Below are 15,157 nucleotides of genomic sequence, written 5' to 3' on the forward strand. Positions count from 1 at the left end.
TGCCGCCCGATAAAATCGGCTTGCTTCCTCCCGATGCAGACTGTAATCGTCAAGTCATCTGATGACTTGACGAATGAGCCCATGCACCCGATCGGCAGAACAAATCTGGCGGATACAGCGGTCGAAGCGATCCGCGCGGAAATCCTGTCGAAACGATGGAATCTCGGGGAGAAACTGCCGAACGAAGCGGCGTTGTGCGCCATGCTGTCGGTGAGTCGCGGCACGATCCGCGAAGCGGTGCGGGTTCTTGTCTCCCAGGGCTATCTGGAAACACGGCAGGGCTCGGGAACCTACGTGGTGTCCACGTCGGATGTGGTGCGGCCGATCACCATGGCCCGTCGCGCCGGGCTGCGCGACCAGTTCGAAGCGCGTTGCGCCCTCGACGTCGAGGCGGCGCGCCTGGCGGCCGTGCGCCACACGCCGGCGGTGGTTGCCAAGCTTCGCGCGCTGCTGGAGCAACGGGGCGATCATGATGGCGACAATCGCGCCGTGTTCGTCGAGCGCGATCTTGCCTTCCACAAGGCGATCATCGCCGCATCGGAAAACCGGGCGATGATCGAGATCTACGAGTTTTTTTCACGATCGATTGCCGAAACCATCGAGTCGACCCTGGGCGGCGACATTCCGGAACCGGATCGGCAGGCGCATGACGATATCGTCGATGCCATCGAAAGCGGTGATCCGGAAAAGGCCGATGCGGCTGTGCGCCGTTTCATGGCGCCGGTGCTGGCCGCCCTCGACAGGTTGCTGATGTCATGACCTTGCAGGCCGAAGAACGACAGCCGATATCCCCCGAAACCGGGCGTCCTCCTGTGACACCGGCCGCCGTAGGCCATTCCCCGCTCGGGCGCATCCTGCTGGGTGTCAGCCTTGTGCTGATCGCCTTCAACCTGCGCCCGGTTTTCTCCAGCGCGTCCGCGCTGCTGCCCGAAATCCGCACCGGCTACGGCCTTTCCCCCTTGGGAGCGACGGTGCTGACGACCTTGCCGGTCGTCTGCCTCGGCGCATTCTCTCCGTTCGCAGCAAAGCTCGCGCAACGCATCGGCACCGAGCGCGTGTTGCTGGGCGTGCTTTTCCTGCTGGCGCTCGGCACGGCGATGCGCGGCCTTTCTTCATCGACGCTGCTGTTCCTGGGAACGGCGCTCGCAGGCGCCTGCATCGCCATAGGCAATGTCCTGCTTCCGGGGCTCGTCAAACGCGACTTTTCCGACAGGGCGGCATTGATGACCGGCTGCTACACCATGGCGCTTTGCGCCGGTGCAGCCGGTGCAGCCGGATTTTCGGTGCCGCTCGAAGGTCTTTTCGGCGGCTCCCTCGAAGCCACGCTGGCGATCTGGGCCCTGCCGGCCTTCATCGTCGGACTGCTCTGGCTGCCGCAGGCTATCGGCGGGCGATCGCAGGCGCGGCGAAGCAGCGTGCAAGTCATCGGCCTGTGGCGGGATCCGGTCGCCTGGCAGGTGACGCTGTTCATGGGCCTGCAATCGGCGCTGGCTTATTGCGTCTTTGGGTGGATGGTTCCTATCCTGCGCGAGCGCGGTCTCGACGGCGTCACCGCCGGCGCCATCGTATCCGTATCCGTCATGGTGCAGGCCGTTTCCTGCCTCGCCGCCCCGCACATCGCCGTGCGCGGCAAGGACCAGCGGCTGATCAATGTCGTGTTGTGCGGTTTTGCTGTGGTGGGGCTGCTCGGCCTGCTGTTTGCGCCGCTTTGGGGCGTGTGGTTCTGGGCGGTCCTGCAGGGCATGGGCCAGGGCGGGTTGATCGCGGTGGTGATGACCGTCATCGTGTTGCGATCCCGCGACGCCCATGTGGCCTCCCATCTTTCGGGCATGGCGCAATGCGTCGGATACCTGCTTGCGGCCATCGGTCCGCTGGTCGTCGGCTTGATTCGCGACTGGACCGGCGGTTTTGCCTGGTGCGCCGTGCTTTTTGTCCTGCTCGGCTGCGGCGCGGCGTTCAACGGCTGGCTTGCCGGGCGCCGCCTGCATGTCGAGGCGAAGGTCGTTGCTGCGCAGAAATGAGAATGCGTTCATCCGCCATCCGACCACCGATAGTACCCCTTCACGAAAACGAAAGCAGGTAATGCCGTGTCGACGATCCGTAAACCGCTGGATGTTACCGCCGTCGGCCTGATGGTTTTGATCTGCCTCGTCTGGTCGGTGCAGCAGATCGGGCTCAAGGCAACCGGCCACCTGGCAGCACCTGTGCTGCAGATCGGCGTCCGCTCGGTCATTGCGGCTTTCTGCGTCTGGGCTCTGGTGCGCCTTCGCGGTGATCGTATCCCGTTCTCCGGCAGCACCGCCGTCACCGGTGTCTTCGTCGGGCTGCTTTTCGGATTCGAGTTCCTGCTGCTGGCTGAAAGCATCAAGCTGACCTCGGCATCACATGTCGTCGTGTTCCTCTACACGGCGCCGATCTTTGCGGCCCTTGGCCTCCATTGGAGACTGCCATCCGAACGGCTTGCGGCCGGCCAGTGGGTCGGCATCGCGCTGGCGGCAGCGGGAATTGCCGTCGCCTTTATCGGCAACGGCCCGTCCACATCCGCGGATCTTTCCTCCATGTTGCTCGGCGATCTGCTGGCATTGTGTGCCGGTGCCGGTTGGGGCGCGACCACCATCGTCATCCGCTGTTCGCGGCTCAGCACCGTCCCGGCGACGCACACGCTTTTCTATCAGCTGGCTGCCGCCGGCGTGCTGCTCACCTTGGCGGCTTTCGCCTCGGGGCAAACCCTGATCGTGCCGACCTGGCTGCTCGGCCTCAACCTGGTGTTCCAGGCATTCGTGGTCTGTTTCTTCAGCTTCCTGGTCTGGTTCTGGATGCTGACGCAATACCGCGCGTCGCAATTGGGCGTCTTGTCGCTGATGTCGCCCCTGTTCGGCGTCGTGCTCGGTGTCCTTCTTCTCGGCGAACCCTTGTCGATGGAATTCCTGCTGGGCTCCTCCATCGTTCTTGCCGGCATCGTCATCGTGACGGGTTATCCCTGGTTTCGCCAATGGCGGCTACGCCACGCCTCGTCCATCGCTGTAAAACGCACTGCCGATTGAAGCGGGCGTTCATCGAAACGTTTCGTCAGGAATGCGGCGGCTGCTTGCCGCGAGGCTTCGGCGGGGAGAAGGGGCAAGAGGCGACCTGTGGATTTCACCCTCGCCAGTCGCCGCCGCAAGGCGTAATGCTACCGGATCCAGAATCGCAAACGTGGAATTGGAACGGCAATGGCGCAGACAGCCCTGATTATCGTCGACCTGCAAAACGATTATTTCGATGGCGGCAAGTTTCCGCTCGTCGGCACCGAGGAAGCCGCCGCCAATGCGGCGAAACTTCTTGAAAATTTCCGCAACAAGGGCGACCTGGTCGTGCATGTCCAGCATGTGTCGACGGAAAGCGATGCAGGTTTTTTCGCTCCCGGAACCGATGGCGCCGAGATCAATCCCGCGGTCGCGCCGAACAGCGGCGAAGCAATCGTGGTCAAGCATGGCATCAACGCGTTTCAGGGCACCGATCTCAAGGCGTTGCTCGACGGCAAGAACATCGAGGATGTGGTGATTGCCGGCGCCATGAGCCATATGTGCGTCGATGCCGTGACGCGGGCAGCGTCGGACCATGGCTACCGCGCCACTGTCGTCCACGATGCCGTTGCAACCCGCGATCTTGAATTCGGCGGCAAGACGGTGCCTGCCGCCGATGTGCATGCCGCTTTTATGTCGGCTCTGGCTTTCGGTTACGCGGCGGTCGTTTCGACCGAGGATTATCTCGGCAACGCTTGATCCGCCAAGCCGGTCCGGTTGGGGGTCAGAAGCTCAGCAAAGTTTCCATTCTTGCGCGGATTTTCTCGACGGAGGGAACGGCCGCGTCGAGCAGGACGCGGTTGTGGGGGCTCGGAATGTCCGGCATGGTCAGGCGGGCGACCGGAGCTTCGAGGTCCATGAATGCCTGTTCGGCGACGACGGCGGAAATTTCCGCGCCAAAACCGGCCGTGCCGAGATCTTCGTGGACGATCAGGCAACGGCGGGTGCGGCGCACCGACGACAGCACCGTGTCCCTGTCCCAGGGCATCAGCGTTCTCAGGTCGATGACATCGGCGGAAAAACCCTCCGCCGCCTCTTCGCAGCGATGCACCATGGCACCCCAGGTGACGAGCGTGATCCGCTCTCCGCTGCGTGTCAGGTTCGCCTTGCCGAAGGGCAGGGCGTAGTCGTCGCCCGGATAGGGCCGGCGCGCCCAGACATGGTCGAGCATGGCCCGATGTTCGAAGAAGATTACCGGATCGTTGCCGCGCAATCCGGTGCGCAGCAGGCCCACCGCATCGGTCGCATTCGAGGGCACGGCGACTTTCCAGCCGGGCTGATGGATGAAGGCGACTTCGTTGGTCTGGCTGTGCCAGGGGTCGCCGGTCTTTAGGAAGCCACCGGGCATGCGCAGCACCATCGGGGCGGCGAAACGATTGTTGGTGCGCCAGCGGATCGTGCCGCAGTCGTTGATCTGCTCGGTGGCCGGTTCTGCATATTTGCGGAACTGGATTTCGGGCACCGGCATCAGCCCGGCCAGCGCCATGCCGACCGCGCGGCCGACGATGCCTTCTTCGGAGAGCGACGTATCGAACACCCGTTCCGCGCCGAATTTTTCCTGCAGGCCGAGCGTCACGCCATGGACGCCGCCCTTGCGGCCGATATCCTCGCCGAATAGCGCCATCCGGTCGTTGATCGCCAGTTCGTGCCCCAGCGTGCGCCGGATCGCCATCGCCATGGTGATGCGTGGGCCTTCCACCGCGGCGGTTTCCGTGGTTGCGGGGGAGTGAATTCCATGCGGACGCAAACCGCCCATCACCTGCATCTCGCCCTCGAAATAGACGTGGCGCGTTACGCTTTCGGGCGCCGCATTCGGACGGTTTTCGGCTTCGATCCGGGCTGCTTCCACCGCTTGCCTGGCGTGGAGCCGCGTCTCTTCCCATTCCTCATCGCTGAGGACCGCCGGCACGATATGATCCCGCAGGCGCGGCAGCGGGTCGCGTGCCCATTCGTTTCGCACGACGTCTTCGCTCTTGTAGGCCTGCTTGTCCTGAAAGCTGTGTCCCTGCAGGCGCGGCACGGTCAGGCGCAGCAGCACCGGCCCGCGCTCGCCGCGCACCTGTTGGACGGCTTGCTGCATCAGCCGTGCGGTCTCGGCCGGATCGCAGCCGTCGCCCTGCAGGATGCGGAGATTGCGCCACGCCGCCAGATTGGCTGCGATGTTGCCGCCCGGCGTCTGCATGCCGGAGGGGACGGAGATGCCGTAGCCGTTGTCCTCAATGTAGAACAGCATCGGCAGGCTTTGCGTGGTGGCGAGGGTGAGCGCCGACCAGAAGCCGTTCGAGGCGACGGAGCCGTCGCCGCCGCACACCACCGCGATGCTGCGTTCATAACCGGGCTTGCCGAGTACATCATGGTAATATCTGATCGCCTGTGCCCAGCCGGCGGCCGGCGTATATTGCGTACCGACACCGCCGCTCATCGGCAGGGCCGGAGGACCTTGCAGGTTGGGGTAGTTGAAGGTCACGCCGATATCGCGGCCGTCGGAATAGCCGCCGGCGCGCGCCATGGCCGACCCCAGCGCGTCGGCCGGATCGACACCGAGCGACAGCAGCAGCGGGCGGGACCGATAATAACCGCAGACGGCATCGTTGCGATCGGTCAGCAGGCTGCCGAGCACGATCTGCGCCATGTCGTGACCGCGAGCGGAAAACTGGTAATGCAGCTTCTTTTCGGGGATGAGGCGGGTTTCTTCCAACTCATCGAGAGCACGCGACAGGTGCAGAAGATAAGAAATGCGCTTCCAGTCGACGGTTTCGTCCGGGGCGGTGCGAACAACCTGTTTGAGTGCAACCTGCGCCATGGTTTCCTCCCATAATTCCAGATTGCAAAATTATAGGCGTCCTCCACGAAAATGCGTTTCAAAGACGGCATTCGCGGCTATGGTTTTGATCGGGATAATTCGCATCCTTGGGATTCATGATGAAAACAGTTCACATCGATGACATCGACAAGAAGATTCTCAAGGTGCTGCAGCGCCGCGGCGATGTCAGCCATGCCGTGCTTGCCGAGGAGGTGGGCGCGTCTACGGCCTCCTGCTGGCGCAGGATCAAGGCGCTTGAGGAGCAGGGCGTTCTCGGGCCGACCGTCCGGCTCGTCGATCCCGACCGGATCGGCCGGGGACTGAACGTCTTTTGCCAGGTGCGCATGAAATCGCATGACCCGGCAGCGCGCCGGGATTTCGAGGATATCATCCAGACCTATGAGGAGGTGATCGAGTGTTACTCGATGTCCGGTGAATGGGACTATCTCATCCGCATCGCCGTCAGGGACGTCAAGGATTACGAACGCCTGCTCATGCACGATATCCTCACCCATCCGGCGGTGGCCAATTCATCGTCGCACTTCGCGCTGAAAAGCGTGAAATACACGACGGAACTGCCGCTGTAGCCGGTCAGCCGCGGGCAACGGCGGCGACGGCCGTGGCGAAACCGGGCGTGCGCATCAGCGTCCGGCAGCGGGCAAAGCGGCCATCGGCATAGGCGCGAAAATCATCGACCGGATTGTCGTTGGCAAGCTGGATGAGGCCCCACAGCGTCCAGAGCAAGTCGCACATCGCCTTGTAGATGACGATGCGGCCGCGTTCGGCCGGTTTCGGCTCACCGCCGAAATAGGCTTGGATCATCTCTTCTTCCTGAGCCGCGTCGAAGCCGGCTTCCACCGCGAGGTCGCCGAGATCCCACATCGGGTCGTTCATGCCGGAATATTCCCAGTCGACGATCCACATGCGGTCGCCGGTATCGAGGAAATTTTCGCAGAGCGGATCGCAGTGGCAGGCGACGGAGGGCAGGGGATGGGCGGCGAGTGCGGCCCGCACGCTCTCCGCCTCCTTGAGGATGTCGTAATAACCCTCGGGAAGATCGACGTCTTTCGTCGACAGGATCTCGAGGTAGCTGTCGATCATCGCAAACAGTTCGAAGCGGGCGGGAAATTGCGCGCCGCTGTCATGCAGCCGCCGGAAGGCCGCGCCGGCGCGCCCGGGCGCGCCGGTTATGCTGCGGAAACGCTCCGGCGACATGGTAACTGCGCCGTCGATGAAGCGGGAGACGAAGATGCCGGTTTCAGTATCGGCGTGCAAGATCTCCGGCCCGACACCGGCTTCGGCAACTTCGCGGGTCGCCACCAGTTCGTTGGCGCGGTCGATATATTCCTCGGTGCCTTTGCCGGGAATGCGCAGGCAATAATCGCCGGCCCTGAAGACGAGGTTGGTCATGCCGCCCTGGCGCTCGATCGGGCCGGTATAGCCCGACAGCAGCGGAATGGCGGCGATGGCGGCGGTCGCAAGCTCGATTTCGGTCTCGCCGCTCATGCTTTCAGCCTTTCCATCTTGGCATCGTAGAGGGTGCGTGCGCCGCGGCGGGCGGCGTAGACCTTGCCGAAAGCTTCGATCTCGAAGTCCGTGCGGGCGGCGACATCGGCCGGCAGGTAGCCGAAGGCAATGGTGCGGCCGAGCGTATAGCCGTAGCCGGTGCTGGAGGTGGAGCCGACCACCTTGCCGTCCACCATCACCGCCTCGCCGCCGTGGAACGGCGCAAAACCGTCCACCGTATAGGAGACGAGCTTGCGGCCGACACCCTTCGCCTTGATATCGGCAAGGGCCGCCCGACCAATGAAATCACCCTTGTCCAGGGCGACGCAGAAGCCGAGGCCGGCTTCATAGGGGTTGTAGTCGGGCGTGATGTCGCCGGACCAGTAGAGATAGCCTTTCTCCATGCGGCAGGCATCGATGGCGCGGTAGCCGGCATCGGCGATGCCGTGCGGCTCGCCCGCGGCCCTCAGCGTATCGTAGACGTGGGCGGCGTATTCCTGGTCGATATAGAGTTCGTAACCCAGCTCGCCGACGTAACCGATACGCACGGCAAGCACCGTCGCGCCGCCGACCTCGATGCTGCGCGCCGTCAGGAAGGGGAAGGCTTCGTTCGACAGGTCGTCGTCGGAGACGGCCTGCAGGATGTCGCGGGCGCGGGGGCCGCAGATGTTGAGCGTCGCCAGCCGGTTGGTGACGTCACGCAAGGTGATGCCATCCGGCAGGTGCCGCACCACCCAATTCGAGTCGCGCAGGCCGAAGCCGGAGCCGGTGACGAGGTAGAGCAGGTCGTCGCGGATATGCAGCAGCGTGACGTCGGCCTCGATGCCGCCCTTGTCGTTGCAGAGCTGGGTGTAGACGGCCTTGCCGGGCGGGCCGGAGAGATCGTTGGCGGCGATGCGCTGCAGGGCGGCAAGCGCCCCTTCGCCGCTGATCTCGAATTTCGAGAAGGATGATTGGTCGATCAGCGCGGCCCGTTCGCGGATGGCCCGGACCTCCTCGCCCACGGCATCGAACCAGTTCGGCTTGCCTTCGAAGGAGGGAATGTCCTCTGCTTCCGTGCCTGCCGGCGCGAACCAGTTCGGCCGCTCCCAGCCGAATTTCGAGCCGAAGACAGCGCCGCGTTTCGCCAGCGTGTCGTGCAGCGGCGAGCGGCGCAGGCCGCGCATCGCCGCCGGTTCCTCGCCCGGCCAGTGGATCTTGTAATAGGCGCCGTAGGCTTCGATGGCACGTTCTTCCAGGTAGCGGCCCTGCGCATGCACGGCGCCGAAGCGGCGGACGTCGAAGGGCCAGAGATCCATGCCGGCGTCGCCGTGCAGGATGAGGTTGGAGAGCGCAAGCCCGGCCCCGCCCGAGGCGGCGATGCCGGCGGTAAAGCCGCAGGCGACGTAAAAATTGTCGAGTTCCGGCGCCAGGCCCATGATCGGCTCGCCGTCGAAGGAGACGGGGATCGGGCCGTTGATGATCGTCTGGATGCCGATCTCGTTCAGCACCGGCAGGCGGTCGGCGGCGGGCAGGGCGAAGAGTTCCAGCCGCTCCATGTTCGGCTCGAACAGTTCCCGGCCGAAATCGAAGGGCGGCTTGCCGCGCCAGCAGCCCTTGGACCCGTCTTCCCAGCCGCCGATGGCAAAGCTGCCGGTATCCGGCTTCAGGTAAAAATTGTTGTCGGGGTCGCGCAGCGTCGTCAGGTCCGGCGGCAGGGTAAGCTTCTTTTCCGTGAGGAAATATTGATGCTCGACCACGCCGGCCGCCAGCGGCACGCCGACCATCTCGCCGACGCGCTTGGCCCAGAGGCCGGCGCAGTTGACGAGGATATCGCAGGAAATCGTGCCTGACGACGCCGACGGCGCGGCGGTTCTTGACAATGATCTCCTCGACCTGCACGCCTTCCTCGATGCGCGCGCCATAGTGGCGGGCACCCTTTGCATAGGCCATGGTCAGCGAATAGGGGTCGATGTAGCCGTCGCCGGGGATGAAGGCTGCCCCTTCGATGCCTTCCTTGACGATATAGGGGAAGCGCGAGGCCGCCTCCTCCGGTGACAGGGAATAGCACTCGACGCCAAAACTTTTCGCCTGGGTCATCGAGCGGCGGATTTCGCTCCAGCGCGCCTCGCTGCCGGCGAGCCTAAGCGAGCCGACCTTCTTCCAGGCGATGTGCTGGCCGGTCTCTTCCTCCAGCCGGTCGAAGACGGCGACGGAGTTCTGCATCAGCCGCGTCAGGTTGCGCTTGCCCCTGAGCTGGCCGACGAGGCCGGCGGCATGCCAGGTGCAGCCGTGGGTGAGTTGCGCCTTTTCGAGCAGCAGCACATCCTTGGCGCCGTCGCGGGCGAGGTGATAGACCACCGAGGTGCCGATGGCGCCGCCGCCGATAACGATGATATGGGCGTGGCGATCCGCTGGGAATGTCATGGTCTCTTCCTCACGCCTTGATCTTTGCCATGTCGGGATCGACCATCGGCCCGAAATGCAGGCTGGCCGGGGTCTTTTCCGAGGCGACGACCAGCTCGTAGGAGCCGGCCTTCAGGTAGTCGTCGGTAACACCGTCTTCGTAACGCACATAGCCGTAGCCGATGTTCTTGCCGATGGTGTAGCCGAAGCCGCCGCTGGTGAGGTAGCCGACCGGCTTGCCGTCGCGCAGGATGGTTTCGCGGCCGACCAGCACCACGTCCGGATCGTCCACCGTAAAGCCCATGAAGCGCTTTTTCAGCGGCTTGCCCTGGATCTGTTGCAAGGCGTTACGGCCGAAGAAATCGGTGTTCTTCTTCAGCTTCACCGCCCAGCCGAGGCCGGCTTCGACCGGCATATCGTTCGGAGTGATATCCGAACCCCAGGCACGGTATCCCTTCTCCAGCCGCAGCGATTCCAGCGCGCGATAACCGACCGGCCGGATGCCATGCTCCTCACCGGCCTCCATCAGCCGGTCGAAGACGGCGCCGATGGCCGCGATCGGCACATGCAGTTCCCAGCCGAGTTCGCCGACATAGGTAACGCGCAATGCCCGGACCGTATGCCCGGCGATTTCCAGTTCACGCACGTGGCCGAAGGGGAAGGCGGCGTTGGAGACATCCGCTTCGGTGACGGCGGCGAGCACGTCGCGTGCCTTCGGCCCCATCAGCGACAGCGTGCCCCAATCCTCGGTGACATCGATCAGGGTCGCATCGAGGCCGACCGGGATATGGTCTTCGATCCAGCCGAAATCATGGGTGCGGAAACCGGTGCCGGTGACGATGTAGAATTTATCGTCGGCCAGCCGTGCCACCGTGAGGTCTGCCTCAATGCCGCCGCGGGTGTTGAGGAGCTGGGTATAGGTCAGCCGGCCGATCGGTTTCGACACATCGTTGGCGCAGATCCAGTCGAGCGCCTTGAGCGCATCGGAGCCGCTCATCTCGTATTTCGAGAAGGACGACTGGTCGAAGATGCCCACCGCTTCGCGAACATGGCGATGCTCGTCGCCGACGGCATCGAACCAGTTCTGCCGGCCCATGGAATAGACGTCCTTTGCCTCCGTCCCTGCCGGCGCGAACCAGTTTGGGCGCTCCCAACCGAGCTTGGAACCGAAGACGGCGCCATGTTTTTTCAGCCGTTCATAGAGCGGCGAGACCAGCCGGGGGCGGCCGCTTTCATATTCCTCGTGCGGGAAGCCGATGGTGTAGTGCTTGCCGTAGGCCTCCAGCGTGCGGTCGAGCACCCACTGGCGGTCGCGGTGCATGCCGGCGAAGCGGCGGATATCGACCACCCAGAGATCGAGCGGCGCCTCGCCATCGACCACCCATTGCGCCAGCACCCAGCCGGCGCCGCCGCCCGAGGCGATGCCGAAGGCGTTGAAGCCGGCGCCGACGAACATGTTCTTGCATTCCGGCGCGACGCCGAGAATGAAGTTGCCATCCGGTGTAAAACTTTCCGGCCCGTTGATCATCTGCTTGACGCCAACCTTTTCCAGCGCCGGAACGCGCTCGATCGCCTGCGTCATGTGCTGCTCGAAATGGTCGAAATCATCGTCGAACAGGCGGAAGGCCCATTCGTCCGGCACGTCGCCGGTGGTCCAGGGCTGCGGATTGGGTTCGTAGCCGCCCATCACGAGGCCGCCGACCTCCTCCTTGAAATAGGTGCGCCGGTCGGGGTCGCGGATCGTCGGGGCATCGGTGGAAAGCCCGTCGATCTTTTCGGTGATGATGTACTGGTGCTTGACCGGCTGCAGCGGCACGTTGATGCCCGCCATCGCGCCCACCTGCCGCGCCCACTGGCCGGCGCAGTTGACCACCTTTTCGCAGGCGATGTCGCCGAGCGTCGTCTTGACCGCAACGATGCGGCCGTCCTTCATCTCGAAGCCGGTGACGCGGACATTCTCGACGATCTTCGCCCCATGCATGCGCGCGCCCTTGGCGAGCGACTGGGTGATGTCGGAGGGGCTGGCCTGACCGTCCGTCGGCAGCCAGCTTGCGCCGACGAGATCGTCGACATTCATCAGCGGCCACATTTTCTTGACGTCTTCCGGCGAAACCAGATGCATGTCCATGCCAAAGCTGCGGGCGGTCGTCGCCAGGCGGCGGAATTCCGTCCAGCGGTCCTGGTTGGTGGCAAGCCGCAGGCAGCCGGTCATCTTCCAGCCGGTCGCCAGCCCCGTCTCCGCTTCCAGCCCCTTGTAGAGATCGACGGAATATTTCAGCACGCGGGTGATCGAGGCCGAGGAGCGCAACTGGCCGACGAGGCCGGCCGCATGCCAGGTGGAGCCCGAGGTCAGGGTGCCCTGTTCCAGCAGCACCACGTCTGCCTTGTGATCGCGGGCGAGGTGATAGGCTGTCGAGCAGCCGATGATGCCGCCGCCGATGACGACGATCTCAGCATGGGATGGCAGGGTCATGATGCGTGTTTCCCGTAGGTTGTCTGATAGTGGTCCAGCGCTTCTTCGAGGCGCCTGAGATTATCGGCGGTGTAGCCGACATAATCGGCTCCCGGCGCGGAAAGGTAGAGTTCCGAAACCATGCTCCACATCGCCTCGCGCAGCAGCGAGGCGCATTGCATCGCCGCCATCGAGCGGCGGATTTCGGATGTTGGCTCGTGGCCGAAATAGGCGGTGAGGAATTCGTCCGACTGTTCGGCCGTCAGCCCGGCATTCGAGGTGGCGCCGGCGATGTCGAACATGGCGGTGGAGAAGCCGGCATATTCGAAATCGATGAGCCACAGCCGCTCGCCGTCATCGAGGATGTTCGACGGCAGCAGGTCGTTGTGACCGAACACGATCGGCAGCGGGGCCTGTGCCGCTTCCAGCCGTTCGGCGAGATGCAGATAACCGGAGAGGTATGGGCGCATCCGGCTGTTGCTGTTGTCCAGGGTGCGGGCGTAGTCGCGAATGACGTGGAAAGCCCAGAACATGAAACCCGCTCCGGAGACATGGTGCGGCATCTGCCGGTGGAAACGCGACAGAAGCCCGGCCACCCTTTTTCGCTCGCGGGCGACATCTTCGCCGCCGAAAGTGCGGGCGCCGAGAAAGGCCGAGACCATGATGCCCGGTTCGGCATATTCGACGCGGGGCGCAAACCCGGCGTCATGCGCCGCCTTCGCCGTCATCAGTTCGCGGGCGCGAAAAACGTGATGGAAGGGATAATCGACGCCGAAGCGGACGACATGGCGGCCGTTCGCATCCGAAACCACGAAGCTTTCGTTGCTCAATCCGCCCTTGAGCACGGCGATATCGATGCGGCCGTTCCAGCAGGGCAGGGCGGCAATGCGATCTTCCACGTGGGACAGCTGGATCGTTTCGCTCATGCCATTCTCTCCTTCATGCGAGCGGCACCCGCCGAAATCAACCGGTCGGCGATGATGGCGATGAAGGCGACGGCCAGGCCGGCGACGATCCCGCGCCCGGTATCCGCCTTGGTGAGCGCGATGTAGACCTCCTGGCCGAGATCGCGGGTGCCGACGAGCGCGGTGATCACCAGCATCGACAGGGCGAACATGATCGTCTGGTTGAGCCCGAGCAGGATTTCCGGCAGCGCCAGCTTGAGCTTGATCTTCATCAGGATCTGACGCGGGGTGCAGCCCATGGCCCGCCCGGCCTCGACCACCTGCGGATCGACCCGCTGCAGCCCGAGCACCGTGTAGCGGATCGCCGGCGCGACGGCGTAGGCGACGATGGCGATCATGGCGGTGAAATCGCCCACCCGGAACAGCATGACGACCGGCATCAGATAGACGAAGGAGGGCAGGGTCTGCAGCGTGTCGATGACCACCTGCAGCCAGCGCCACAACCGCTCGCGCTCCGAAGCCAGGATGCCGAGCGGAATGCCGATCAGGCTGGCGACGATCACCGAGATGCCGCAGAGATAGACGGTGATCATCGCCTTTTCCCACTGTCCGGTGGCTGCGATCAGAAAGGAGAGCATGCCCGCCGTCAGCGCCAGCCGGAGCCCGCCGAGGCGGTAGCCGGCAAGCGCCAGCAAAAGCACGACGCCGAGCCAGGGCAGTTCGCCGAGAAAACGCTTGAACGGCACCAGCACGTTAAGCAGGACGAGGTTGCGCAGCGCTTCAAGCGCGTCGAAGAAATTGACGTTGATCCAGCGCACCACCTCGTTCCAGAAGCCGCCGGTGGAGAGCGTCCATGCTTCCGGAAAGGTTTGCAGCGGCGGGATGATCAACCCGAGCACGAAGCCGACGACGATGATGGCGAGGCTGGCGACGAGATAGGGATGGCGGGCGACAATCGATCTACGTTTTCCGGCAGGCAACGGCGCGCCGGTCTTTTGCGCCAGAGCCTGGCTGAGCCGGTCAAGGGCGACGGCGAGGGCGACGATGGCGAAGCCGGCTTCCAGCCCGGCGCCGATATCGAGGCGGCGCAGGGCGCCCAGCACATCGAAACCGAGGCCGCCGGCGCCGATCATCGAGGCGATGATCACCATGTTCAGCGACAGCATGATCACCTGGTTGACGCCGACCATCAGCGCGTCGGCTGCCGACGGCACCATGATCTTCCATGTCATCTGCCGGCGCGAACAGCCGACCATATGGCCAAGATCGCGGATTTCCGAGGGCACGGAGCGCAGGCCGAGCACGGTGATGCGCGCCATCGGCGGCAGGGCGTAGATCAGCGTCGCGACGATCGCCGCCGTCGGCCCGAACCCGAAGAAGAACAGGATCGGCACCAGATAGGCGAAAACCGGAATGGTCTGCATCAGGTCGAGCAGCGGCGTCAGCGCCTTCTCGAACAGCGGCCAGCGATAGGCGCCCAGTCCGAGCAGCAGACCGAGCACGACGCCGATCGGCACGGCGACGAGGATGGAGGCCAGCGTCACCATGGCGCTGGTCCACTGGCCGAAGACGATCAGGAAGCCGAAGCAGGCGGCGACCAGAACGGCAAGCCGCCGCCCCCCGGCATAATAGCCCGCCAGCGTCACCAGCATCAGCACGGCGATATAGGAGAGCGGCGGAAACACCTGCACGGCGCTCGATCCCTGCCCCGAGAGGAAGCCGGTCGCAAGCAGGCTGAGCGCCAGCCGGTAAGGCACGTCGATGACGGCGGCGATGAAGCGGGTCAGGTCCGTGAAGGTGAAGAGGCCGAACGTGGCGTCGTCCAGCAGCCATTTCGTCCAGCGGCCGATATGGCGGGCGGCGGGGATCTGCCACGCCTTGGGATAATCGAAAGCCCATTTCGCCAGACCGGGACCGATCTGCCAGACGATCAGCAGCAGCGCCAAGGCACCGCCGAAGACCAAAGCGTCACGCGTGCCCGTGCTGCCGGGAAGGGCGGTGTCGTGAACATCGATGCGGTCGGTTGGCGCGTGCGTCATCG

11 protein-coding genes and 1 pseudogene are annotated in these 15,157 nt (G+C 64.2%); 5 read left to right on the forward strand and 7 right to left on the reverse strand.

Annotated features, from left to right (window positions below; all coding sequences use genetic code 11):
* Positions 1-81 precede the first annotated feature (81 nt).
* The 4 genes from DEM27_RS25320 (at position 82) to DEM27_RS25335 (ending at position 3,764) form a co-directional block, all read left to right on the forward strand.
* The gene (locus DEM27_RS25320; protein WP_109461029.1) at positions 82-759 is read left to right on the forward strand and encodes a FadR/GntR family transcriptional regulator; all 678 of its coding nucleotides are present in this window, start codon (positions 82-84) and stop codon (positions 757-759) included.
* On the forward strand, positions 756-2,021 hold the full coding sequence (locus DEM27_RS25325) for a CynX/NimT family MFS transporter (protein ID WP_109461030.1): 1,266 nt from the start codon (positions 756-758) through the stop codon (positions 2,019-2,021). Before DEM27_RS25320 ends, DEM27_RS25325 begins: the two co-directional genes overlap by 4 nt.
* 66 nt (positions 2,022-2,087) lie before the next feature.
* A complete protein-coding gene (locus DEM27_RS25330) occupies positions 2,088-3,044 on the forward strand; it encodes a DMT family transporter (protein ID WP_205908959.1) in 957 nt (318 codons plus the stop codon).
* 168 nt (positions 3,045-3,212) lie between these two features.
* The gene (locus DEM27_RS25335) at positions 3,213-3,764 is read left to right on the forward strand and encodes a cysteine hydrolase family protein (protein ID WP_109461031.1); all 552 of its coding nucleotides are present in this window, start codon (positions 3,213-3,215) and stop codon (positions 3,762-3,764) included.
* 25 nt (positions 3,765-3,789) lie between these two features.
* Here the strand turns inward: DEM27_RS25335 and DEM27_RS25340 are convergent, their stop codons facing one another.
* Positions 3,790-5,868 carry an alpha-ketoacid dehydrogenase subunit alpha/beta gene (locus DEM27_RS25340; protein ID WP_109461032.1) on the reverse strand — a complete coding sequence of 693 codons (2,079 nt, stop codon included), beginning with the start codon at positions 5,866-5,868 and terminating at the stop codon, positions 3,790-3,792.
* A gap of 119 nt (positions 5,869-5,987) precedes the next feature.
* Here DEM27_RS25340 and DEM27_RS25345 point away from each other — a divergent pair, with 119 nt between their 5' ends.
* Positions 5,988-6,455: an Lrp/AsnC family transcriptional regulator gene (locus DEM27_RS25345; protein ID WP_420028856.1), complete on the forward strand. Its 468-nt coding sequence runs from the start codon at positions 5,988-5,990 to the stop codon at positions 6,453-6,455.
* Positions 6,456-6,459: 4 nt separating this feature from the next.
* On the opposite strand, the gene DEM27_RS25350 is transcribed toward DEM27_RS25345, so the two are convergent.
* The 6 genes and pseudogenes from DEM27_RS25350 to DEM27_RS25370 form a co-directional block, all read right to left on the reverse strand.
* Positions 6,460-7,374, reverse strand: a complete 915-nt coding sequence (locus DEM27_RS25350; protein WP_109461034.1) for a choline kinase family protein — start codon at positions 7,372-7,374, stop codon at positions 6,460-6,462.
* A complete protein-coding gene (locus DEM27_RS34770; protein ID WP_280954536.1) occupies positions 7,371-9,236 on the reverse strand; it encodes a GcvT family protein in 1,866 nt (621 codons plus the stop codon). The genes DEM27_RS25350 and DEM27_RS34770 overlap by 4 nt, the downstream gene beginning before the upstream one ends.
* Before the next feature lie 31 nt (positions 9,237-9,267).
* A pseudogene (locus DEM27_RS35000) lies at positions 9,268-9,780 on the reverse strand (NAD(P)/FAD-dependent oxidoreductase); the annotation flags it as partial.
* Positions 9,781-9,790: 10 nt separating this feature from the next.
* On the reverse strand, positions 9,791-12,232 hold the full coding sequence (locus DEM27_RS25360; RefSeq protein WP_109461035.1) for a GcvT family protein: 2,442 nt from the start codon (positions 12,230-12,232) through the stop codon (positions 9,791-9,793).
* A complete protein-coding gene (locus tag DEM27_RS25365) occupies positions 12,229-13,137 on the reverse strand; it encodes a phosphotransferase (RefSeq protein WP_109461036.1) in 909 nt (302 codons plus the stop codon). Before DEM27_RS25365 ends, DEM27_RS25360 begins: the two co-directional genes overlap by 4 nt.
* Positions 13,134-15,155 (reverse strand): ABC transporter permease, encoded by a 2,022-nt coding sequence (locus DEM27_RS25370; protein WP_109461037.1) that lies wholly within the window; start codon positions 15,153-15,155, stop codon positions 13,134-13,136. Before DEM27_RS25370 ends, DEM27_RS25365 begins: the two co-directional genes overlap by 4 nt.
* Positions 15,156-15,157 lie beyond the last annotated feature (2 nt).

The organism is Rhizobium album (assembly GCF_003122325.1).
In the GTDB taxonomy this organism is placed as follows: Bacteria; Pseudomonadota; Alphaproteobacteria; order Rhizobiales; family Rhizobiaceae; genus Metarhizobium; species Metarhizobium album.